This is a genomic window from Phycicoccus flavus (assembly GCF_004025965.2).
Taxonomy (GTDB): Bacteria; Actinomycetota; Actinomycetes; order Actinomycetales; family Dermatophilaceae; genus Phycicoccus; species Phycicoccus flavus.
In genome coordinates, this window is the sequence record NZ_SAYU02000044.1 from 13,683 (window position 1) to 34,834 (window position 21,152).

Consider the following 21,152-nt stretch of genomic DNA (forward strand, 5'->3'; position numbering starts at 1 on the left):
CACGATGGAGAAGACCGGGGACCGCACGGGTCCCGACCATGACCGCAGCACGGACCACGAGCCGGCCGAGGACGTGACGGGGGCCGTCCGTGGGCCGTCGGGCGCACCGCCGGCCGACGGCCGCGGGACGCCGGACGTCGACCCCGAGGACGCGGGCGCGGGCACGGCGACCTGGCCGGCGCGCACGCCGGGCTCCGGGGGCAGCGCCTGGGCCTGAGCCCGGGTGACACGTGACATCCGGAACGACGAACGGGCCCGCCCCCGGTGTGGGGGCGGGCCCGTTCGAGCGTCCTGGTCGCCGGCTCAGGCGGCGTCGCGGGTGCGCAGGCGATGCGGCGTGCGCCACTGCATCTCCATGCGCGTGCGTCCGTCGGCGTCGACGACCGGCACCCAGCGGACGGCGAGACCGGTGCGCGTCGTCGTGGTCGTGGCCTTCTTCATGGGAGCCCCCTTCCGGCTCGTTCACCTGGTGTTCACCCCAGGGTACCCCAACGGTGGCCGTCAGGTGAACGGAACATGAACACGCCCGCGTCCGTGCAGGTGAGAAGGTCGCGGCGCCGACGCCGAAGGCCGCCCTAGGGTGTGACGAACGGGACCCCAGGGGCCGGTGGGACGAGGTCGGACGCCCCGGCGGCCCGGCGCCGCGCCCTGGCTACAGTGGCGGCCATGAGCACCCGAGTCGCCGTCATCGGTGCCGCCGGCCGGATGGGGTCGAGCGTGTGCGGCGCCGTCGAGGCCGCCGACGACCTCGAGCTCGTCGGCCGGTTCGACGCCCGTGACGACCTCGGCGACCTCGGCGGGGCCGAGGTCGCCGTCGAGTTCAGCGTCCCCGACGCCTCGCCCGGCAACGTCGCGCACTGCGTCGGGCGCGGCGTCCACGTCGTCGTCGGGACCACCGGCTGGGACGAGGGGCGCCTGGCCACCCTGCGCGAGCAGCTGTCCGCGGCCCCCGAGGTCGGCGTGCTCGTCGCCCCCAACTTCGCCGTCGGCGCCGTCCTCATGATGGAGCTCGCCCGCCGGGCCGCGCCGTTCTTCGAGTCGGTCGAGGTCGTCGAGCTGCACCACCCGGACAAGGTCGACGCGCCGTCGGGCACGGCCGCCCGGACCGCCGACCTCGTCGGCGCCGCCCGCGAGGCCGCCGGCTGCGACCCGGTCCCGGACGCGACGACCCACGACGAGGGCGGCGCGCGCGGCGCGGTCGTCCACGGCGTCCCCGTGCACTCGGTGCGCCTGCGCGGGCTCGTCGCCCACCAGGAGGTCCTGCTGGGCAACCCGGGCGAGACGCTGAGCATCCGGCACGACTCCCTCGACCGTGCGTCCTTCATGACGGGAGTCGTCACGGCCGTGCGCGAGGTGTCCGGCCGGCCCGGCCTCACGGTCGGGCTGGAGCACTACCTCGGCCTCGACGGCTGAGTCGGCACACCCTCCGACCTGCGCGGACGCCCCGTGTGACGAGCGTGTTACGGGCTGCTCACCTCCCTGTCCCACCCGTCGCTGAGGCGGATGTTGCCGACGGTTCACAGCAGCCGCCACCTCGCGAAACACGCCTCTCCTAGCGTTCCCTGCGTCCGACAACGACGGGGGCGCCGGTCGTCGGCGTCCTCCGGGACGCCACGAACCACTCGGAAGGGCAGCCATGACCGCCACCGTCAACCCCACCTCGGCCCCGGGGGCCGAGGACGTCGCGCCGGGCCACGTCGGCCCCGGGCGCTGGATCGAGAAGTGGGACCCCGAGGACACCCGCTTCTGGAACGCCACGGGTCGAACCGTCGCGCGCCGCAACCTCGTCTGGTCCGTCGTCGCCGAGCACATCGGGTTCTCCGTGTGGCTCCTGTGGTCGATCGTCGTCGTGAAGATGACCGGCACCTTCGACGACAGCGGCGCCCTGGTCCAGGCCGGCAGCGCCGGCTGGGCGCTCACCGCCGGCCAGGCCCTCACCGTCCTCGCCGTCGCCTCCGGGGTCGGCGCGTTCCTGCGCATCCCCTACACCTTCGCCGTGCCGATCTTCGGCGGGCGCAACTGGACGGTCGTCTCCGCGCTGCTGCTGCTCGTCCCGACGCTCGGGCTCGCCTGGGTCGTCCAGCACCCCGAGCTGCCCTTCGGCGTCCTGCTGCTCGTCGCCGCGACGGCCGGCTTCGGCGGTGGCAACTTCGCCTCCTCGATGGCCAACATCTCGTTCTTCTACCCCGAGCGCGAGAAGGGCTGGGCCCTCGGTCTCAACGCCGCCGGTGGCAACATCGGTGTCGCGGTCGCCCAGAAGCTCGTGCCGCTGGCCATCGGCCTCGGCGGGCTCGCCGCGGGTCTGTCCAACGCCGGCCTGGTCTACGTCCCCCTCGCGCTCGTCGCCGCCGTCCTGGCCTATCTGTTCATGGACAACCTCCGTGAGGCCAAGGCCGACCCGAGGCCGACCGCCAAGGCCACGAAGCACCTGCACACCTGGGTCATGGCGTTCCTCTACATCGGCACCTTCGGCTCGTTCATCGGCTACTCGGCCGCCTTCCCCACCCTCCTCAAGGTCGTCTTCGAGCGCGGCGACATCGCCCTCACCTACGGCTTCCTCGGCGCCCTCGTCGGGTCGGTGTCCCGTCCGCTCGGCGGGCGTCTCGCCGACCGGCTCGGCGGCGCGTCGGTGACCGCCGTGACCTTCGTCGTCATGGCCGTCGCCGGCTGGGTCGCGGTGATCGGGGTGCGGGCCGAGAACCTGCCGCTGTTCTTCGCCAGCTTCATGGTCCTGTTCGTCGCCACCGGCGTCGGGAACGGCTCCACCTACCGGATGATCCCGGCCATCTTCACCCGGATCGCCGCTCGCGACGGCGATGGATCGGACGCCAGCCGGGTCGAGTTCAAGCGCCGGGCTGCCGGTGCCGTGGGCATCATCTCCGCGGTCGGGGCCTTCGGCGGGTTCCTCATCCCGTTCGTCTACAAGTTCGCCAAGGAGAACTACGGCTCGATCGTCCCCGCGCTGCAGGCCTACGTCGCGCTCTTCCTCGTCATGGCGCTCGTCACGGCCCTCGTGTACGTGCGCAAGAGCGCGCTCATGGCGAAGGTCTGACCGGCGTGACCGCCCCCCACGACCGGAGGGAGGTGGGGCCGCCCGCCGGCGGCCCCACCGCCACCCACTGCCCCTACTGCGCCCTCCAGTGCGCCCAGACCCTCACGCCGCGGGCGTCCGGGCCGTTGCCCGTCGAGGTGACGGCGCGGGACTTCCCGACCAACCGTGGGGGGATGTGCCAGAAGGGGTGGAGCGCCGCCGAGGTGCTCGCCGCGCCCGACCGGCTCACCACGCCCCTGGTCCGCCGCGACGGGGTGCTGGGCCCGGCGACGTGGGAGGAGGCGCTGGACCTCGTCCACGCCCGGCTGGCCGCGGTGCAGGCCGAGCACGGCCACGACGCCGTCGCCGTCTTCGGTGGGGGCGGGCTCACCAACGAGAAGGCCTACACCCTGGGGAAGTTCGCGCGGGTCGTCCTGCGGACCCCGTACATCGACTACAACGGCCGCTTCTGCATGTCGTCGGCCGCCGCCGCGGCGAACCGCACGTTGGGCGTCGATCGGGGCCTGGCCTTCCCGCTGGCCGATCTCGGCGGCGCTGGTGCCGTCCTCCTCGTCGGCTCCAACCCGGCCGAGACGATGCCGCCGCTCGTCCAGCACCTCGCCGGCGCCCGGTCCCGCGGCGGGTTGCTCGTCGTCGACCCGCGGCGCTCGGCGACGGCCGGGCTCACGGCCGACGGCGCCGGCCTCCACCTCGCGCCGGTCCCCGGCACCGACCTCGTCGTCCTCCTCGCGCTGCTCCACGTCCTCGTCGACGAGGGCCTCACCGACACCGCGTACCTCGCCGAGCGTGCGTCGGGCTGGGACGAGGTGCGGGCGTCGGTGAGCCGCTGGTGGCCGGAGCGGGCCGAGCAGGTGTGCGGCGTCCCCGCCCCGGCCCTGCGACGGACCGCCCGGCTCCTCGCCGCCGCCGCTCCCGCGCACGGAGGGCCGGGGGCCTACGTCCTCACCGGGCGCGGCATGGAGCAGAGCACCCAGGGGACCGACACCGTGTCGGCCGCCATCGCGCTCGCCGTCGCGCTCGGCCTCCCGGGCCGCCCCGGCTCGGGCTACGGCCCGCTCACCGGCCAGGGCAACGGGCAGGGCGGGCGCGAGCACGGGCTGAAGTCCGACCAGCTGCCCGGCTACCGGCTCGTCGCCGACCCCGACGCCCGGCGCCACGTGGCGGCCGTCTGGGGCGTCGACCCGGCCGACCTGCCCGGCCCCGGCGTCCCCGCCGTCGAGCTGCTGCGCCGGCTCGGCACCGAGGGCGGGCCGCGGGCGCTGCTCGTCCACGGCGCCAACCTCGCCGTGTCGGCGCCGCACGTCGGCGCGGTCCGGGCGGCGCTCGGCCGGCTGGACCTGCTCGTCGTCAGCGACGTCGTCCCCTCGGAGACCGCCCGGCTCGCCGACGTCGTCCTGCCCGTCGCCCAGTGGGCCGAGGAGGAGGGGACGATGACGACGCTCGAGGGCCGGGTCGTGAGGCGCCGGCGGGCCGTTCCGCCGCCCGGGGACGCGCGGGACGAGCTGTGGGTCCTGCGCGAGCTCGCCCGCCGCTTCGGTCACGACCTCGGTGACGACCCGCGGGCCGTGTTCGACGAGCTGGCCCGGGCCTCGACCGGCGGCAAGGCCGACTACTCCGGCATGAGCTACGACCGGCTCGACGCGGGGGAGGCCCTGTACTGGCCGTGCCCGGCCGACCGCCCGGAGGGCACGCCGCGCCTCTTCGCGGACGGTTTCGCCACCCCCGACGGCCGGGCCAGGCTCGTCGCCGTCGACCACCGCGGCCCGTCCGACGACGTGACGCCCGAGCGCCCCGTCCACCTCGTCACCGGCCGGGTGCTGCACCACTACCAGTCCGGCGCCCAGACCCGGCGCGTGGCCGAGCTCGTGGACGCAGCCCCCGAGCCGTTGGCCGAGCTGAGCCCACTGCTGGCCGCCGACCTCGGCGTCGCCGACGGCGACCGGGTGCGCATCACCTCCCGGCGCGGCGCGCTCGAGGTCCGGGCCCGGGTCACCGACACCGTGCGACCGGACACCGTGTTCCTGCCCTTCCACTGGGCCGACGCGCACAGCGCCAACCTGCTGACCACCGACGCCACCGACCCGGTCTCCGGGATGCCGGAGTTCAAGGTCTGCGCGGTCTCGCTGGCCCGGGCCGCCCTCCCCGCCGTCCCCGTCCCCCACGAGGTGCCCGCATGACCCGCGTCGTCGTCGTCGGCCACGGCATGGTCGGGTCCCGCCTCGCGGAGGACCTCGTCGCCGCCGACCCCGCCGCCGAGGTCACCGTGCTCGGCCGCGAGCCGGTGCCTGCCTACAACCGGGTGCTGCTCTCCGGAGTGGTCGCGGGCACCACCGCCCCCGACCTGCTCGCCCTGGCCGGCCCGCCGCACCCGCGGCTGCGCGTGCTCACCGGCGTCGCCGCCACCGACGTCGACCGCGCCGGCCGGCTCGTCACCGACGACCGCGGTGGCCACCACCCCTACGACCGGCTCGTCCTCGCCACCGGATCCGCCGCCCGGGTCCCGGCCATCCAGGGCGTCGCCGACGACCGGGGCCTGGTCCCCGGCGTCTTCGTCCTCAAGGACCTCGCCGACGCCACCGGCATCGTCGCGGCCGCCGCCGGTGCCCGACGGGCGGTGGTGCTCGGAGCCGGGGTGCTCGGGGTCGAGGTGGCCACCGGGCTGGCCGCCCGCGGCCTCGCCGTCCGCGTCGTCCACCTCGGTGAGCGGCTCATGGACCGCCAGCTCGGGTGGGAGGCCTCCCAGGTCGCCGTGGCCAGCCTGCGCCGTCTCGGCATCGCCGCCCACACCGGCGCCTCCGTGGCCGGTGTCGTCACGCACCGCGGCCGGCTCTCGGCCGTCCGGTTCAGCGACGGGCTGGAGGCGGCCGCGGACCTCTTCGTCATGTGCACCGGGACCGTGCCCGAGACGGTGCTCGCCCGCCGGGCCGGGCTCGCCTGCGATCGTGGTGTCCTCGTCGGGGAGGACCTCGCCACCGACGACCCGCACGTCTTCGCCGTGGGCGACTGCGCGCAGCCGCCCGCAGGCGCCACCGGGCTGGTCGCCCAGGGCTGGGAGCAGGCGCGGCACCTCGTCGCGATGCTCAGCGCACGGGACTCCGTCGCGGGCATGCCCACCCATGACGTCGTGCGGGTCAAGGCGTCCGGGCTGTCGGTGGTGAGCATGGGTGTGAGTGGCGACTTCGACCGGGAGGACCCCCGCTACCGGGTGCTGTCCCTCAAGGACCCCGAGCGCGGCCGTTTCGTCGAGGTCGTCGTCGCCGGCAGCCGGCTGGCCGGGGCGACCTGCCTCGGCGACGCCGAGGTCGGCGCCACCCTCTCGGCGCTCTACACCCGGGCCACCACGGTGCCGGACGACCCCGCGATGCTCATGGTCCGGGCCCTCGCCGGCGGCGGCGCGGCGCCGGCTCGCGAGCCCGCCGACCTCGCGGACGCCGACCGGGTCTGCACGTGCAACAGCGTGAGCGCCGGCGCCGTCCGGGCGGCCGTGCGCTCCGGCTGCGCGAGCGCGGCCGAGGTCTCCGCCGCCACGCGGGCGAGTACCGGCTGCGGGGACTGCCGCAGTGTCGTCGAGGCCCTCGTCGCGACGACGGCCATCCCCGCGGACCCCACCGCCGACCACGAAGAACCCCCCGTCCCCGATCTCGTGAGGAGCGAGTCATGACCGAGCACGTCGTCGTCGTCGGAGGCGGCATGGTCGCCCACCGGTTCGTCGAGGCCCTCCGGGCCCGCGACACCGCACGCGCCTTCACCGTCACTGTCCTCGCCGAGGAGGACCGCGCCCCGTACGACCGGGTCGCGCTCTCGGCCTTCTTCTCCGGCACCGCCCCGGACGACCTCGCCCTCGGCGACCCCACGCTGTGGTCCGACGGGTCGGTCGACCTGCGGCTCGGCAGCGCCGTCACGGCGCTGGACCGCGGGTCGCGCACGGTGACGACGGCCGGTGGCGAGGTCGTCGGCTACGACCACCTCGTCCTCGCCACCGGGTCCTACGCCTGGGTGCCGCCGCTGCCCGGCGCGGACCTGCCCGGGGTCTTCGTCTACCGCACCGTGCAGGACGTCGTCGCGCTGCGGGACTGGGTCCACGCGCGGGCCGCGGAGCTGGACCGGCCGGTGCGCGGCGCCGTGGTCGGTGGGGGGCTGCTCGGCCTCGAGGCCGCCGGCGCCCTGCACGGCCTCGGGGCGCACACGACCGTCGTCGAGTTCGCGCCACGGCTCATGGCGCTGCAGGTCGACGAGGGCGGCGGGGCCACGCTGCGCCGCATCGTCGAGGGTCTCGGGGTGACGGTGCGCACCGGCGCCGCGAGTGAGGCCGTCGAGGCCGGCCCGGACGGCCGGGTCGGCGGCCTGCGGCTCACCGGCGACGACGCCGCCCTGCCGGTCGATGTCGTCGTCGTCGCCACGGGCGTCCGGCCCCGCGACGAGCTCGCCGCCCCGGCCGGCCTCGCCACCGGCCAGCGCGGTGGCGTCCTCGTCGACGACCACTGCCGCACCGCCGACGAGCGGGTGTGGGCGGTCGGCGAGGTCGCGAACATCCAGGGCCGCTGCCTCGGCCTCGTCGCCCCCGGATACTCGATGGCCGAGATCGTCGCCGACCGCCTGCTCGGCGGGGAGGCGACCTTCCCCGGCGCGGACCTGTCGACCAAGCTCAAGCTGCTGGGCGTCGACGTCGCCTCCTTCGGCGACGCGTTCGGGCAGGCCCCCGGCGCCCTGGAGATCGTCCACTCCGACCCGGTCGCCGGGACGTACAAGAAGCTCGTCCTCTCCGACGACGCCCGGGTGCTGCTCGGCGGCATCCTCGTCGGTGACGCCTCGGGCTACGCCGCGCTGCGGCCGATGGTCGGCGCCGAGCTCGGCTCGGACCCGGCGCTGTGGCTGCTGCCCGAGGACGCCGGCGCCCGCCCGCGCACCGAGCTCCCCGACGCCGCGCAGGTCTGCTCCTGCAACGGCGTGTCGGCCGGTGAGGTCCGAGCCTCCGTCGCGGAGGGCTGCCACGACCTGCCCGCCGTCAAGGCGTGCACCCGGGCGGGCACCTCCTGCGGCTCGTGCGTGCCGCTCGTCCGCAAGCTCATGGCCGTGTCGCTGGCCGAGGCCGGCCTGGCCGTGTCGTCGGCGATGTGCGAGCACTTCGCGATGGCGCGGGCCGAGCTGTTCAACGCCGTCATGGTGAGCGGCCTGCGGCGCTGGAGCGAGATCGTCGGGCGGTTCGGCACCGGCCGCGGCTGCGACATCTGCAAGCCCGCCGTCGCCTCCGTCCTCGCCAGCCTCTACGACGAGCACGTCCTGGCCGAGGACCGTGCTGCCCTGCAGGACACCAACGACCGGGTCATGGCCAACCTGCAGAAGGACGGCACGTACTCGGTGGTCCCGCGCGTCCCGGGCGGCGAGATCCTGCCCGACCAGCTGCTCCTCATCGGGCAGGTCGCCAAGGACTTCGGGCTCTACACGAAGATCACCGGCGGTCAGCGCATCGACCTCTTCGGCGCCCGTCTCGAGCAGCTGCCCGCCATCTGGCAGCGTCTCGTCGACGGCGGCATGGAGTCCGGGCACGCCTACGGCAAGGCGCTGCGCACGGTGAAGTCGTGCGTGGGGTCCTCGTGGTGCCGCTACGGGGTGCAGGACAGCGTCGGCCTGGCCGTCATGCTCGAGCTGCGTTACCGCGGCCTGCGCAGCCCGCACAAGATCAAGCTCGGGGTCTCCGGCTGCGCCCGCGAGTGCGCCGAGGCGCGGGGCAAGGACGTCGGGCTCATCGCCACCGAGAACGGCTGGAACGTCCACGTCGGCGGCAACGGCGGGTTCACCCCCCGGCACGCCGAGCTGCTCGTCGAGGACGTGGACACCGAGACCGCCGTCCGCGTCGTCGACCGCTACCTCATGTACTACGTCCGCACGGCCGACCGGCTCCAGCGCACCGCGGTGTGGCAGGCCGACCACGAGGGCGGCCTGGAGCGGATCCGCGAGATCGTCGTCGACGACGTGCTCGGCCTCGGCGCCGACCTGGACGCCCAGATGGCCCGGCACGTCGAGTCCTACGAGGACGAGTGGGCGGCGGTGCTGCGCGACCCCGAGCGGCTCGCCCAGTTCGCCTCGTTCGTCAACGCTCCCGACACCCCCGACCCGACCCTCGCGTACGTCGAAGAGCGCGGTCAGCGCCGTCCGGCGACCGACGCCGAGCGCGCCGCCGGTCCCGTCCTCATCGCCTCGACCACCCTGGAGGTCCGCTCATGACCGCCGTCGCCGCCCGCCCGGGACTCGTGGACCTCTGCGCCCTCGACCGGCTCGTTCCCGACCTCGGCGTCGCCGCCCTCGTCGGCGACGAGCAGGTCGCGGTGTTCCGGCTCGCCGACGGTAGCGTGCACGCCGTGGGCAACCTCGACCCGTACTCCGGCGCCGCGGTGATGTCACGCGGCATCACCGGCTCGCGCGGCGAGGTCCCGACCATCGCCTCCCCGGTCTACAAGCAGGTCTTCTCGCTCGTCGACGGGCAGTGCCTGGACGCCGTCGGGATGGACCCCCGCCCGGGTCGTGGGCCCGACTTGCCGGTGTACGGCGTCCGTGTCGACCATGGACGCGTGCTCCTCGACCCGCGTCCCGTCCGGTGACGACCCTCGTCGGGCTCGACCTGGCCGGACGCCGCGTGGTCGTCGTCGGCGCCGGTCACGTCGGCATGCGCCGCACCCGCCGGTTCCTCGAGGACGGCGCCCGCGTGCTGCTGGTCGACCCTTCTCCGACCGACGAGGCGCGCCGTGTCGCCTCCCACGGCGACGTCGAGCTGCGGGCCCGCCCGGTGCGGCCGGAGGACCTGGACGGTGCCTGGCTCGTCGTCGCGGCGACCGACGACCGGGACCTCAACGCCCGGGTCGCGGGCTGGGCCGAGGCAGGACGCACGTGGTGCGTCAACGCCTCGGACGGGCTGTCGGGGTCGGCGAAGGTCGCGGCGTCCAGTACTCACGGCGACCTGCGGGTCGGTGTCGTCAGCAACGGACCCGCCGACTCGCGGCGGGTCGCCGCGGTCCGTGACGCCCTGGGGTGGTACGTCGAGGCGGGACAGGTCGACCTCCGGCGCCACCGCCGCCGGACCGGCCGCGTGGTGCTCGTCGGAAGCGGGCCGGGGGCCGCGGGCCTGGTCACGACCGCGGGGCGTGAGGCGCTCGCCACCGCCGACGTCGTCGTCACCGACCGGCTGGGTGCGACCTGGCTGCTCGAGCAGCTGCCCGAGGACGTCGAGGTCGTCGACGTGGGCAAGAGCCCGACGAACCACCCGGTGCCGCAGCACGAGATCAACCGGCTCCTCGTCGAGCACGCCTCGGCCGGACGGACGGTGGTGCGCTTCAAGGGCGGGGACCCCTACCTCTTCGGCCGGGGCGGCGAGGAGGTCCACGCCTGCCGTGCCGCGGGCATCCCGGTCGAGGTCGTCCCCGGCGTCACCTCGGCCTTCTCCGTGCCGGCGCTGGCCGGCATCCCCGTCACCCAGCGGGGTGTCGCCACGTCCGTGCTCGTCGCCTCCGGCCACGCCGGGGCCGAGCCCGCGACGACCGCGGCGCTCCTGGCAGGAGCCACCGTCGTGCTGCTCATGGCGGTCTCCTCGCTGCCGGAGATCTGTGCCGCGGCCCTGGCCGACGGCGTCGACCCGGAGCTGCCCGTCGCGGTCATCGAGCGCGGCTCCACCGTGGACGAGCGCGTGAGCCGCGCGACGATCGGCACGGCCGCCCGCGTCATGGCCGCCGCGGGGGTGCGCGCACCCGCGATCGTCGTCCTGGGCCTGGTCGCCGCCGAGGGCTTCCTCGACGACGAGGTCTGCGCCACCCCGGTCCGGGAGGCCGCCGATGTCTGAGTCCCGCCGCCCGCACCAGGTGCTCTCCGGGTGCACGCTCGCCATCACCGCCGACCGCCGCTCCCGCGAGCTCGCGAGCGCCCTGGAACGGCGCGGGGCGCTCGTCGAGCACGCCCCGTCGCTGCGGGTCGTGCCGCACCTGGACGACGAGGCGCTCGTCGAGCGGACCAGCGACATCGTCGCCGACCCGCCCGACGTCGTCGTCGCGACGACGGGCATCGGCTTCCGCGGCTGGGTCGAGGCGGCCGACGCCGTCGGTCTCGCGGACGACCTCGTCGAGGCGCTCGGCGCCGCCCGGATCGTCGCCCGCGGTCCCAAGGCCCGGGGTGCCATCGAGGCGGCCGGGCTCACCGCCGACTGGGTGGCGACCTCGGAGACGACCGCCGAGATCCGCGAGTTCCTCCTCGCCGAGGGTGTCGCCGGCAAGCGGGTCGCCGTCCAGCACCACGGCAGCGGCTCGGACGGGCTCGACGCCGCCCTGGCGGAGGCGGGCGCCGTCGTGACGAGCCTCGTCGTCTACCGCTACCGGCCGGCCGACCCGGCGGTGCTCGCCGGGTCGGTGGACCGGGCCGCGGGCGGCGCGCTGGACGGGGTCGTCTTCACCTCCGCCCCCGGTGTGGCGGCGTGGCTCGGGGCCGCCGACCCCGAGCAGCTGGCCGGGGTGCGTCGGCGCAACCTCGGCGGGTCGCTCGTCCTGGCCACGGTCGGTCCGGTGACCGCCGCACCGCTGCGTGAGGTGGGGATGGACCCGCTCGTCCCCGGGCGCTGGAGGCTCGGGGCGGTGGTCCGCGAGATCATCGGCCACTACGCCGCCCAGCCGCACATCCCCACCGTCGCCGGTCCGCTCGCCGTGCGGGCCGCAGGCGCGGTCCTCGACGGCCGGCCGCTGACCCTGACGACCACGGGCCACGCCATCCTCACCGAGCTGGCCCGGGCCCCCGGCACCGTGGTGCCCCGCGAGCGCCTCATGCCGTTGCTGCCCGGCGGCTCGGGCGACGTGCACGCGCTCGAGGTGGCGATCGCGCGGCTGCGGACGAACTGCGGATCCCGGGACCTCGTCCGGACCGTCGTCAAGCGCGGCTACTCGCTGGCCACGGCCTCGTGACCTCGCTCGTCGTGTGCGGGCACGGCACCCGCGACACCGCGGGCCGGGCCGTCGTCACGGCCTGCGTCGAGGCGGTCGCCGCCCGGCTGCCCGGCGTCGACGTCCGCGAGGCCTACGTCGACGTCCACGGGCCGGTCGTCGGCGAGGTGGTCGCGGACCTGCCCGAGGCGCACGGGCGTTCGGGGGTCGTCGTGCCGCTGCTGCTGGCGGCGGGGTTCCACGTCCGGGTCGACCTCGCCGAGGCCGTCGCGGACCGGCCGGACGTCGTCGTCGCCGCGGCCCTCGGCCCCGACGACCGGCTCGTCGACGTCGTCGTCGACCGGCTGGGGGAGGAGGCGGGCCGGGCCGACGTCGTCGTCCTGGCCCCGGCGGGCTCCAGCGACGAGCGGGCGCAGGCCGACTCCCGCGAGACCGGCGAGCGGCTCGCCGCCCGGCTCGGCCGCCCGGTGCGGGTCGGCTACGCCGCCGGGCCGTCGCCGAGCGTGGCCGACGAGGTCGCCGCCGCCCGGGCCGAGGGTGCCGGGCGGGTCGTCGTCGCCTCCTACCTCCTGGCGCCGGGGTTCTTCCAGCGTCGGCTCGGCCGGGCCGGCGCCGACGCGGTCTCGGGTCCGCTGCTGCCCGACGCGCGCGTCGTCGAGGTGGTCCTCGACCGCTACCGCAGCGCGTCGGCAGTCCCGTAGCCGGGCGTCTCAGCCCCCGCCGGCGGCCCGCAGGAGCCCGGCGACGAGCGCGGCCCCCGCGACGACGACGAGGAAGTTCGCCCGCAGCACGAGCAGGACGACCGCGGCCCCGAGTGCGACGAGCCGTGCGTCGAGCACGAGGCCGCCCCCGTCCCCGACGAGCGTCTGGACCGCGACGAGCCCGGAGAGCAGGGCCACCGGCAGCAGGGTGACGACCCGGGAGCGTCGCTCGCCCTCGACCCACGAGGCCGGGACGACGTACCCGGCCAGCTTGAGCGCGTACGCGAGGACCCCCGCGGCGAGCACCGTCGCCCAGGTCACGGCGCCGGCTCCGGACGGCGCCCGGGACGCAGGCCGACGGCCACGGCGGCCAGGCCGGCGAGCACGACGGGCAGCCCGGCCGGCAGGACGGGGCTGGCCAGCAGCGCGACCGCGACGGCGAGGACGGCGGTGGCCGCGGCGTCACCGTCGCGCAGGCGCGGCCAGAGCAGCGCGGCGAAGGCGGCGGCCGCGGCGGCGTCCAGGCCGTAGGTGCGCGGGTCGCCGAGGGCGTTGCCCACGAGGGCGCCGGCGAGGGTCATGAGGTTCCAGCCCGAGAAGACGGTGAGCCCGGTGACCCAGAACCCCAGGCGCTGCGCCGGCCCTTCGGCCTGGGCCGTCCCGACGGCCGTCGACTCGTCGATCGTCACGTGCGCCGCGAGCAGCCGGCGGACGCCGTCCACCCCGAGGAAGCGGGAGGTCCGCAGGGCGTAGAGGCCGTTGCGGACCCCGAGCAGGGTCGAGGTCGCGACCGCGGCGACCGGGCTCCCGCCCGCGCCGAGGACGCCGACGACGGCGAACTGCGACCCGCCGCTGAAGAGCAGGAGGGAGAGCACCTGGGTCTGCGCGACGCTGAGCCCCGCGGCCACGGACAGGGCGCCGAAGGAGATCCCGTACGCCCCGGTGGCCAGGCCCACCCAGAGCCCCTGGCGGACGACCTCGCGGCGCCGCTGCACCGGGAGCGGCGCCTCGGCGGCGGCGGTCACCGCTCGTCCGGCTCCGGACCCAGGGCCGCGACGAGCCGCACCTCGCGCAGCGTCTCGCCACCGGGCCCCACGACGCGTTCGCGCAAGGCGCCGTCCGGCGCGAACCCCGAGGCGGCGAGGAAGGCGCGCGTCTCGTCGGCGTCGGCCGGCAGCCAGACGGCGACGGCCTCGGCCCCGGCGTCGCGCAGGAGGTCGACGGAGGCGTTGACCAGGCGCGAGCCGTGTCCCTGGCGGCGGGCCTCGGGGTGGACGGCGAGGAGGCCGAGCTCGCCCCAGGCGCCACCGGCGTCCGGGTCCTGCGACGGTCCGGTGGCCGCGGCGCCGACCACCTGCGGGCCGGCGCAGGCGACGAGCAACCGGTGCACGCCCTCCGGCGGGGCGGTCAGGCTCTCGCGCCAGGCGCGGGCGAAGGGCTCGGGCTCGAAGGCGGCGAGCACCTCCTCGGGCACCCGGCCGCGGTAGGTGTCACGGAAGACGCTGGCCTGGACCAGCCCGACGGCGGGGGCGTCGTTGGGGCGCGCGCGGCGGACGCTGGCGTCGGCCTGGGGGCCGGGGGAGTGCTCGTGGTCGGACATCAGGCCCCCCGGAAGTGCGGGTCGCGTCGCTCGGCGAACGCGGCGCGTCCCTCGGCCAGGTCCTCGCTGGCCCAGGCCCGCGCGAAGGCCGCCTCGTAGCGCCCGACGGCGTCCTCGTCGTCGGCGGGCACCCCGAGCCCGGCCTTGGAGCCCGCCTGGGTCAGCGGGGCCAGGGCGGCCGCGCGCCCCGCGAGCGCCACGGCGTCGGTGAGGCCGCCGCGGGCCTGGGCGAACCCGAGGCGCCAGGCGTCGTCGGCGTCGAGGACGGCGGCGGTGAGGACGAGGTGACGGGCGGCGCCCTCGCCCCAGAACCGGGCCAGCCGGTCGAGCGTCCCGTGGTCGACCATGAGGCCGAGGCGCGCGACCGGGACGGCGAAGCGCGCCCCGTCCGCGACGACCCGCACGTCGCAGGCCAGCGCCAGCTGCATCCCCAGGCCCATGCACGCCCCCTCGATCGCGGCCACGGTCGTCACCGGGACGGCCGCGAGCGCCTGGAGCACCTGGGCCAGGCGTCGGGTGAACGAGACGTCCTCGAGCTCGGAGAGGTCCGCGCCGGAGCAGAAGTGGCCCTCGGCGCCGGTGAGGACGAGCGCCCGCGCGCCGGTGGACACCGCCTCGGCCACCGCGGCGTCCAGGGCCTCCAGGCCCGCGAGGTCGAGGGCGTTGCGGCGGGCCGGGCGGTCGATGGTGAGGACACCGACCTCGCCCTCGGTACGCAGGTGGACGGTCACGAGGCCGACCCTAACCGAGCGCCGGCCGCCGCCCCCGGCGCCACCGACGTGCGGGCACCGGGGGAGCACTACGCTGGAGACGCCGCGCGCCGCACCCCGGCGACGCCCCCACCCGACCTGAAGGACGCATGACTCACGCCCACCTCGACCTCGACCCCCCTGCACCGCTGGCGAAGGGAGGTGTCCGGGTCACCGCCCTCGGCGGGCTCGGCGAGGTCGGCCGGAACATGACCGTCGTCGAGCACGACGGCCAGCTGCTCGTCATCGACTGCGGCGTGCTGTTCCCCGACGACCATCACCCGGGGATCGACCTCATCCTCCCGGACTTCACCTCCATCCAGGACCGGCTGGACGACGTGCAGGCCCTCGTGCTCACCCACGGCCACGAGGACCACATCGGCGCCGTGCCGTACCTGCTGCGCCTCAAGCCGGACCTGCCGGTCGTCGGCTCGCAGCTGACGCTGGCGCTCGTCGAGGCCAAGCTGCGCGAGCACAAGATCACGCCGTACACGCTCGGCGTGCGCGAGGGCGACCGCGAGCGGCTCGGCGTCTTCGACTGCGAGTTCCTCGCCGTCAACCACTCCATCCCGGACGCGCTCGCGGTGTGCGTCCGCACGCCGGGCGGCACGCTGCTGCACACCGGCGACTTCAAGATGGACCAGCTGCCGCTCGACGGCCGGCTCACCGACCTGCGCCACTTCGCGCGGATCGGCGAGGAGGGCGTCGACCTCTTCCTCACCGACTCCACGAACGCCGAGGTCCCCGGCTTCACGACGCCGGAGCGCGAGATCGGCCCGGCCATCGCCACGGTGTTCCGTCAGGCCGAGCGGCGGATCATCGTCGCCTGCTTCTCCTCGCACGTCCACCGGGTCCAGCAGGTGCTCGACGCCGCCGCGTCCTCCGGCCGCAAGGTCGCGATGATCGGGCGCTCGATGGTGCGCAACATGGGCATCGCCGCCGACCTGGGGTACCTGCGCGTCCCGGACGGCGTCCTCGTCGACGTCAACCAGCTGAAGGACCTGCCCGACAGCAAGGTCGTCCTCGTGTGCACCGGCTCCCAGGGCGAGCCGATGGCCGCGCTGTCGCGGATGGCCAACCGCGACCACCGCATCGAGGTCGGCCAGGGCGACACCGTGCTCCTGGCGTCCTCGCTCATCCCCGGCAACGAGAACGCCGTCTACCGGGTCATCAACGGCCTCATGCGGCTCGGCGCCGACGTCGTCCACAAGGGCAACGCCAAGGTGCACGTCTCCGGCCACGCCAGCGCCGGCGAGCTGCTGTACCTCTACAACGTCGTCAAGCCGCGCAACGTCATGCCGGTGCACGGCGAGTGGCGCCATCTCGTCGCGAACGCCGACCTCGCCGTGCGGACCGGCGTGCACCCCCGCGGGGTCGTCGTCGTCGAGGACGGCGTCGCCGTCGACCTCGAGAAGGGCAAGGTGCGCGTCGCGGGCGCGGTCGAGTGCGGCTACGTCTACGTCGACGGCTCCTCCGTCGGCGAGGCCGACGAGGCCCTGCTCAAGGACCGGCGCATCCTGCGCGACGAGGGCTTCATCTCCGTCGTCGTCGTCGTCGACTCGGCAACGGGCAAGGTCCTCGCCGGGCCGGAGATCTTCGCCCGGGGCTTCGCGCCCGACGAGGTCGTCTTCGACGAGATCCGGCCGCGCATCGAGGCCGCGCTCGCCGAGGCGACGGCGCAGGGCGACACCGACACCTACCAGCTCCAGCAGGTCGTGCGGCGCACCATCGGCACCTGGGTCGGCCGCAAGATCCGCCGGCGCCCGATGATCATCCCCACCGTCATCGAGGCCTGACCCCCGCCCCACCCCGCCCCAACCCCACCCCGACCTCGCGCAACTTTCTCGCCTGATCCCCCGAGGTTCGGGTTCGCGCACCAACGGAAGGTGCGCGAACCCGAAGGTTCCGGGATCAGGCGAGAAACTTCGTCCGCTGGCGAATGTTCTGAGAGATCTCTCAGCCACATCCGCCCCACGCGGTCACTGCGGTGCTCCTGCGCCTCGCCCGCACCACGTTTCTGGAGGGTGTCCCGAGAAATCGTCGGTCGAAAGTCTGGCGCAGAAGGTAAAGCGTTCGTAAAGTACTCGTCAGGACGTGGTCAAGGCCGCAGGGGGCCGGGACCACGACGCCACCACGGTGACGACCGACCTCGGGTCATGGTCTCGCGGTTCACCCGCCCCGTCCGGCCGGCGCGCACGACGTGCCGGCCGGACGCGACGGGAGGGCAGGGGCCCGAGCGGTCGTCACCACGGTCCGGAGGGAAGCCAGACCCTCCGACTCGACGCGGTGGCCCGCTCGGCGACAGGGGCTGGGCGGGCCACCGCGTCGCCGCGTTCCGTCCCGCCCGCGTGTGACGCGTGTGTCGTGTGTGACTGTCGCGTAGCCTCCGAGCATGGCGACCCGTACGTCCTCGACCTCCCGCGCCCGCGGCGGCAGCAGCCGGCCCGCGACGCGCAAGGCGGCCCCGAAGACCCGCAAGGCCCCGGCCCGCAGCCGGCGGCAGGGCCTGCCGCTGCCGCTGCGCGCGGCGCAGAGCACGTGGATGGGTCTCGCGCACGCCACGGGGGCCGTCGCCCGCAAGGTGGGTGACACCGGCCGCGACCTCGAGCCCGAGCACCGCCGCGACGGGCTGGGCTTCCTCCTGCTGGCCCTCGCCGTCGTCGTCGCCGCGCGCGAGTGGTGGGGCCTGTCCGGCGGGGTGGGCGTCATCGTGCACGCCGTCGTCGCCGGCACCTTCGGCAAGGTGGGCTACGCCCTGCCGCTCGTCCTCCTCCTTTTCGGCCTGCGCGTCCTGCGCGCCCCCCAGGAGGGCGACGCCACCTCACGCCTCGCCGTGGGGACCACCGCGCTCGCCTTCTCCGCCTGCGGGCTCGTCCACGTGGCGGCCGGCATCCCCGTCCCGCCCGACGGCGCCACCGGCATGCGGGCCGCAGGCGGCATCATCGGCTTCCTCGCCTCCAGCCCGCTGGAGGCCGCCGTCTCCGTCTACGGCACCGTGCCGCTGCTCCTCCTGCTCGGCCTCTTCGGCCTCCTCGTCCTCACGGCAACCCCGCTGCACCAGGTCCCCGCCCGGCTCGCCGCCGTCATGGACCGCCTCACCGGCGCCGAGCCGCGCACCGAGGACGACGCCGACGCCGGCCCCGACGCCGCGCGTCCCCGTCGTCGCCGCCCCGCCCGGCCCGCCGCCGACCCCGACGGCCCGATGGTCGGCGACGAGGCCTTCGAGCAGGCCGCGGTCGTCGACCCGCGCACCGGCAAGCGGCTGCGCCCCGGCCAGAAGCGCCCCGCCGCCGCCGAGCCCGTCGCCGAACCGGCCGCGCCCGCTGCACCCGCCGCGCCCGCCCCGGCGGCCGCCGCAGCGGCGAAGCCCGCGCTGGAGCCCCCGCCCACCAGCCAGCTGCCGGCCCGCGTCGAGCAGCTGTCCCTGGCGGGCGACGTCACCTACACCCTCCCCGACTCCGGGATCCTCGAGCCGGGCAGCCCGCACAAGACCCGCAGCGCCGCCAACGACCGGGTCGTCGACGCGCTGACCACCGTCCTGGACCAGTTCGACATCGACGCCCAGGTCACCGGCTTCACCCGCGGGCCGACGGTGACCCGCTACGAGGTCGAGCTCGGCCCCGGCATCAAGGTCGAGCGGGTCACGGCCCTGTCCAAGAACATCGCCTACGCCGTCGCGTCCGCCGACGTGCGCATCCTCAGCCCCATCCCGGGCAAGTCCGCCATCGGCATCGAGATCCCGAACACCGACCGCGAGAAGGTGAGCCTCGGCGACGTCCTGCGCAGCCAGGTCGCCCGCGGCACCGAGCACCCGATGGTCATGGGGGTCGGCAAGGACGTCGAGGGCGGCTACGTCATCGCCAACCTCGCGAAGATGCCGCACCTGCTCGTCGCGGGCGCCACCGGCGCCGGCAAGTCGAGCTTCGTCAACTCGATGATCACCTCCGTGCTCATGCGCGCCACCCCGGACGAGGTGCGGATGGTCCTCGTCGACCCCAAGCGCGTCGAGCTCACCGGCTACGAGGGCATCCCGCACCTCATCACCCCGATCATCACGAACCCCAAGAAGGCCGCCGAGGCGCTGCAGTGGGTCGTGCGCGAGATGGACACCCGCTACGACGACCTCGCGCAGTTCGGCTACAAGCACATCGACGACTTCAACAAGGCGGTCCGCGCAGGCAAGGTCCAGCCGCTGCCGGGGTCGGAGCGGGTCATCGCGCCCTACCCCTACCTCCTCGTCATCGTCGACGAGCTCGCCGACCTCATGATGGTGGCGCCCCGCGACGTCGAGGAGTCGATCGTCCGGATCACCCAGCTGGCCCGGGCCGCCGGCATCCACCTCGTCCTCGCGACCCAGCGGCCCTCGGTCGACGTCGTCACCGGCCTCATCAAGGCCAACGTGCCCTCCCGGATGGCCTTCGCGACGTCCTCGCTGGCGGACAGCCGGGTCGTCCTGGACCAGCCCGGCGCCGAGAAGCTCATCGGCCAGGGCGACGCGCTGTTCCTGCCGATGGGCGCGAGCAAGCCGATGCGCGTCCAGGGCGCGTGGGTGACCGAGAGCGAGATCCAGGCGGTCGTCACCCACGTCACCGAGCAGCTGAAGCCGCGCTACCGCGAGGACGTCGTCCAGGCCGCCCCGAAGAAGCAGGTCGACGACGACATCGGCGACGACCTCGACATCCTGCTCCAGGCCACCGAGCTCGTCGTGACGACACAGTTCGGCTCGACCTCGATGCTCCAGCGCAAGCTGCGGGTCGGCTTCGCCAAGGCCGGCCGGCTCATGGACCTGCTGGAGTCCCGCGGCGTCGTCGGCCCGTCCGAGGGGTCCAAGGCCCGCGACGTCCTCGTCAAGCCCGACGACCTGCCGACGACGCTGGCGCTCATGCGCGGCGACGAGGTCCCGGAGCCCGACGAGCCCTTCGACGCGCAGGCGCCGGTCGCCCCGCCCGCGGCGGACGACGAGCCGGTCGCCGAGCACGACACCGCCCCGGTTCCCGTGCGCGACTACGGGCCGGACGCCGTGGCCGCGGACCTCGACCGCTACGCGGTGGCCGACGACGACGGCGACGAGGACGCCTGGGAGCTCACGGGGCGTCGCTGACCGCGGGGGCGACCGACTCCGAACCCCCGGTGTCGGCCTCCGCCACCGGCGTCGTCCCGAGGCCCAGGTGCCGGCGCACCTCCTCGACGAAGTCGACGACGGCCTCCTCGCCGCTCACCGGGCCTCCGGCCAGCAGCCCGTCGGCGCCGAGCAGGACCGCCGACGGCGTGCCCTGGCCGAGCGTGCGCATCGCCACGCCGTGCGGGTCGAACCACGCGTGCCCGCGCAGGTGCGGCAGCCGGGCCAGCGCGCCGGGCCGGCCGAAGAGGACGACGTGCACCCGGACCGGGTCGAGGTCCTGCGCCCACTGCGGCACGAGCGGCCCGATCCGCTGGCAGGGTCCGCAGCCGGGGCTGAGGAAGACCAGGAGCCGGGCGGCGAGGCGGACCTCGTTGCCGAGCAGCAGCAGATCGCCGTCGTCGGTGAGCACCTGCACCTCGGGGATCTCCCGCCGCACGTACTCGCCGTCCTCGTCGTAGGCCGGGGCGAGCCCCGCGGACGACGCGGCGCCCCCGTCCGAGCGCCAGGTGACGAGCGCGGCGATCCCCGCGGTGAGCCCGGCGGCGAGCAGCCAGCCCCACAGGCCGAGGTCGCCGGCCAGCGCCGCGGGGAGGAAGGCGACGTCGCGCAGGGCGGCCACGAGGGTCGCGAGGGCCGCGACGACGAGCAGGACGTTCCGGGCGAGGGTCGCCCGGGTGACCCGCGAGTCACCGAGCGCGCCGAAGCAGCCGCACTCGGCCGGGTCCGGTCCGCGCAGGGCCCGCGCGACGAGGGCGGTGTAGGCGCCGAGGAGGACGAGCACCGCGAAGGCGAGGAGGACGTGGAGCACGCCGGTGCCGAGGAGCAGCCACACCCCGAGCCCGATCTCGACCCAGGGCAGCGCGCGGCGGGCGAGCCGGCCGTCGAACGGGGCGGGCACGCGCAGCGAGACGACGGCATGGTCGAGGGCGGCGGGGTCGCGGAGCTTGGCGACCCCGCTGGCCACCAGCACGGCGGAGCAGGTGACGAGGGGCAGCAGGAGCGCACTCGACATT

General features: G+C 75.5%; 18 protein-coding genes. 12 read left to right on the plus strand and 6 right to left on the minus strand.

What is annotated here, in order from left to right; all coding sequences use genetic code 11:
- Window positions 1-4: 4 nt before the first annotated feature.
- Window positions 5-217: a hypothetical protein gene (locus EPD83_RS13250; protein WP_165566696.1), complete on the plus strand. Its 213-nt coding sequence runs from the start codon at window positions 5-7 to the stop codon at window positions 215-217.
- Window positions 218-303: 86 nt separating this feature from the next.
- Here EPD83_RS13250 and EPD83_RS13255 read toward each other — a convergent pair whose 3' ends face one another.
- The gene (locus EPD83_RS13255; RefSeq protein WP_164896197.1) at window positions 304-441 is read right to left on the minus strand and encodes a hypothetical protein; all 138 of its coding nucleotides are present in this window, start codon (window positions 439-441) and stop codon (window positions 304-306) included.
- A gap of 225 nt (window positions 442-666) precedes the next feature.
- Here EPD83_RS13255 and dapB point away from each other — a divergent pair, with 225 nt between their 5' ends.
- From dapB to EPD83_RS13300, 9 genes are all read left to right on the plus strand, one after another.
- Window positions 667-1,413 (plus strand): 4-hydroxy-tetrahydrodipicolinate reductase, encoded by a 747-nt coding sequence (gene dapB, locus EPD83_RS13260; protein ID WP_128365920.1) that lies wholly within the window; start codon window positions 667-669, stop codon window positions 1,411-1,413.
- A 223-nt stretch (window positions 1,414-1,636) separates the two neighbouring features.
- The gene (locus tag EPD83_RS13265; protein WP_128365919.1) at window positions 1,637-3,052 is read left to right on the plus strand and encodes an MFS transporter; all 1,416 of its coding nucleotides are present in this window, start codon (window positions 1,637-1,639) and stop codon (window positions 3,050-3,052) included.
- A gap of 5 nt (window positions 3,053-3,057) precedes the next feature.
- Window positions 3,058-5,229, plus strand: a complete 2,172-nt coding sequence (locus EPD83_RS13270) for a molybdopterin oxidoreductase family protein (protein WP_235950586.1) — start codon at window positions 3,058-3,060, stop codon at window positions 5,227-5,229.
- On the plus strand, window positions 5,226-6,713 hold the full coding sequence (locus EPD83_RS13275) for an FAD-dependent oxidoreductase (protein WP_128365918.1): 1,488 nt from the start codon (window positions 5,226-5,228) through the stop codon (window positions 6,711-6,713). Before EPD83_RS13270 ends, EPD83_RS13275 begins: the two co-directional genes overlap by 4 nt.
- Window positions 6,710-9,277 carry a nitrite reductase large subunit NirB gene (nirB, locus tag EPD83_RS13280; protein ID WP_128365917.1) on the plus strand — a complete coding sequence of 856 codons (2,568 nt, stop codon included), beginning with the start codon at window positions 6,710-6,712 and terminating at the stop codon, window positions 9,275-9,277. The genes EPD83_RS13275 and nirB overlap by 4 nt, the downstream gene beginning before the upstream one ends.
- Window positions 9,274-9,651, plus strand: a complete 378-nt coding sequence (gene nirD / locus EPD83_RS13285; RefSeq protein WP_128365916.1) for a nitrite reductase small subunit NirD — start codon at window positions 9,274-9,276, stop codon at window positions 9,649-9,651. The genes nirB and nirD overlap by 4 nt, the downstream gene beginning before the upstream one ends.
- Complete coding sequence (cobA, locus tag EPD83_RS13290; protein ID WP_128365915.1) at window positions 9,648-10,883, plus strand: uroporphyrinogen-III C-methyltransferase; 1,236 nt, start codon at window positions 9,648-9,650, stop codon at window positions 10,881-10,883. Before nirD ends, cobA begins: the two co-directional genes overlap by 4 nt.
- Entirely contained in the window at window positions 10,876-11,988 is a 1,113-nt protein-coding gene (locus tag EPD83_RS13295; RefSeq protein WP_128365914.1) for a uroporphyrinogen-III synthase, read from the plus strand. Before cobA ends, EPD83_RS13295 begins: the two co-directional genes overlap by 8 nt.
- A complete protein-coding gene (locus EPD83_RS13300; protein ID WP_128368052.1) occupies window positions 11,985-12,668 on the plus strand; it encodes a sirohydrochlorin chelatase in 684 nt (227 codons plus the stop codon). The genes EPD83_RS13295 and EPD83_RS13300 overlap by 4 nt, the downstream gene beginning before the upstream one ends.
- Window positions 12,669-12,677: 9 nt before the next feature.
- Here EPD83_RS13300 and EPD83_RS13305 read toward each other — a convergent pair whose 3' ends face one another.
- Genes EPD83_RS13305 through EPD83_RS13320 form a run of 4 tightly spaced genes read right to left on the minus strand, consistent with a single transcriptional unit; the run spans window position 12,678 to window position 14,999 of the window.
- A complete protein-coding gene (locus EPD83_RS13305) occupies window positions 12,678-12,989 on the minus strand; it encodes an AzlD domain-containing protein (protein ID WP_128368051.1) in 312 nt (103 codons plus the stop codon).
- Window positions 12,986-13,693 carry an AzlC family ABC transporter permease gene (locus EPD83_RS13310; RefSeq protein WP_128368050.1) on the minus strand — a complete coding sequence of 236 codons (708 nt, stop codon included), beginning with the start codon at window positions 13,691-13,693 and terminating at the stop codon, window positions 12,986-12,988. The genes EPD83_RS13305 and EPD83_RS13310 overlap by 4 nt, the downstream gene beginning before the upstream one ends.
- A complete protein-coding gene (locus EPD83_RS13315; RefSeq protein ID WP_128368049.1) occupies window positions 13,690-14,268 on the minus strand; it encodes a GNAT family N-acetyltransferase in 579 nt (192 codons plus the stop codon). Before EPD83_RS13315 ends, EPD83_RS13310 begins: the two co-directional genes overlap by 4 nt.
- Window positions 14,268-14,999, minus strand: a complete 732-nt coding sequence (locus EPD83_RS13320; protein WP_128368048.1) for an enoyl-CoA hydratase-related protein — start codon at window positions 14,997-14,999, stop codon at window positions 14,268-14,270. The genes EPD83_RS13315 and EPD83_RS13320 overlap by 1 nt, the downstream gene beginning before the upstream one ends.
- Window positions 15,000-15,127: 128 nt before the next feature.
- On the opposite strand from EPD83_RS13320, the gene EPD83_RS13325 reads away from it, so the two are divergent.
- Entirely contained in the window at window positions 15,128-16,813 is a 1,686-nt protein-coding gene (locus tag EPD83_RS13325) for a ribonuclease J (RefSeq protein ID WP_165566697.1), read from the plus strand.
- Between the two features lie 596 nt (window positions 16,814-17,409).
- Window positions 17,410-20,118, plus strand: coding sequence for a DNA translocase FtsK (locus EPD83_RS13330; RefSeq protein WP_165566698.1), 2,709 nt, complete (start codon window positions 17,410-17,412; stop codon window positions 20,116-20,118).
- Here EPD83_RS13330 and EPD83_RS13335 read toward each other — a convergent pair.
- On the minus strand, window positions 20,102-21,152 hold a 1,051-nt coding region (locus tag EPD83_RS13335), incomplete at its 5' end, for a TlpA family protein disulfide reductase (protein WP_165566699.1). The genes EPD83_RS13330 and EPD83_RS13335 overlap by 17 nt on opposite strands.

What these genes read in the sequence shown, in the direction of transcription:
- EPD83_RS13250 (WP_165566696.1), top strand. Translation starts at nt 5, where the DNA reads ATGGAGAAGACCGGGGACCGCACGGGTCCCGACCATGACCGCAGCACG.
- EPD83_RS13255 (WP_164896197.1), bottom strand. Translation starts at nt 441, where the DNA reads ATGAAGAAGGCCACGACCACGACGACGCGCACCGGTCTCGCCGTCCGC.
- dapB (WP_128365920.1), top strand. Translation starts at nt 667, where the DNA reads ATGAGCACCCGAGTCGCCGTCATCGGTGCCGCCGGCCGGATGGGGTCG.
- EPD83_RS13265 (WP_128365919.1), top strand. Translation starts at nt 1,637, where the DNA reads ATGACCGCCACCGTCAACCCCACCTCGGCCCCGGGGGCCGAGGACGTC.
- EPD83_RS13275 (WP_128365918.1), top strand. Translation starts at nt 5,226, where the DNA reads ATGACCCGCGTCGTCGTCGTCGGCCACGGCATGGTCGGGTCCCGCCTC.
- nirB (WP_128365917.1), top strand. Translation starts at nt 6,710, where the DNA reads ATGACCGAGCACGTCGTCGTCGTCGGAGGCGGCATGGTCGCCCACCGG.
- nirD (WP_128365916.1), top strand. Translation starts at nt 9,274, where the DNA reads ATGACCGCCGTCGCCGCCCGCCCGGGACTCGTGGACCTCTGCGCCCTC.
- EPD83_RS13295 (WP_128365914.1), top strand. Translation starts at nt 10,876, where the DNA reads ATGTCTGAGTCCCGCCGCCCGCACCAGGTGCTCTCCGGGTGCACGCTC.
- EPD83_RS13315 (WP_128368049.1), bottom strand. Translation starts at nt 14,268, where the DNA reads ATGTCCGACCACGAGCACTCCCCCGGCCCCCAGGCCGACGCCAGCGTC.
- EPD83_RS13325 (WP_165566697.1), top strand. Translation starts at nt 15,128, where the DNA reads ATGACTCACGCCCACCTCGACCTCGACCCCCCTGCACCGCTGGCGAAG.
- EPD83_RS13330 (WP_165566698.1), top strand. Translation starts at nt 17,410, where the DNA reads ATGGCGACCCGTACGTCCTCGACCTCCCGCGCCCGCGGCGGCAGCAGC.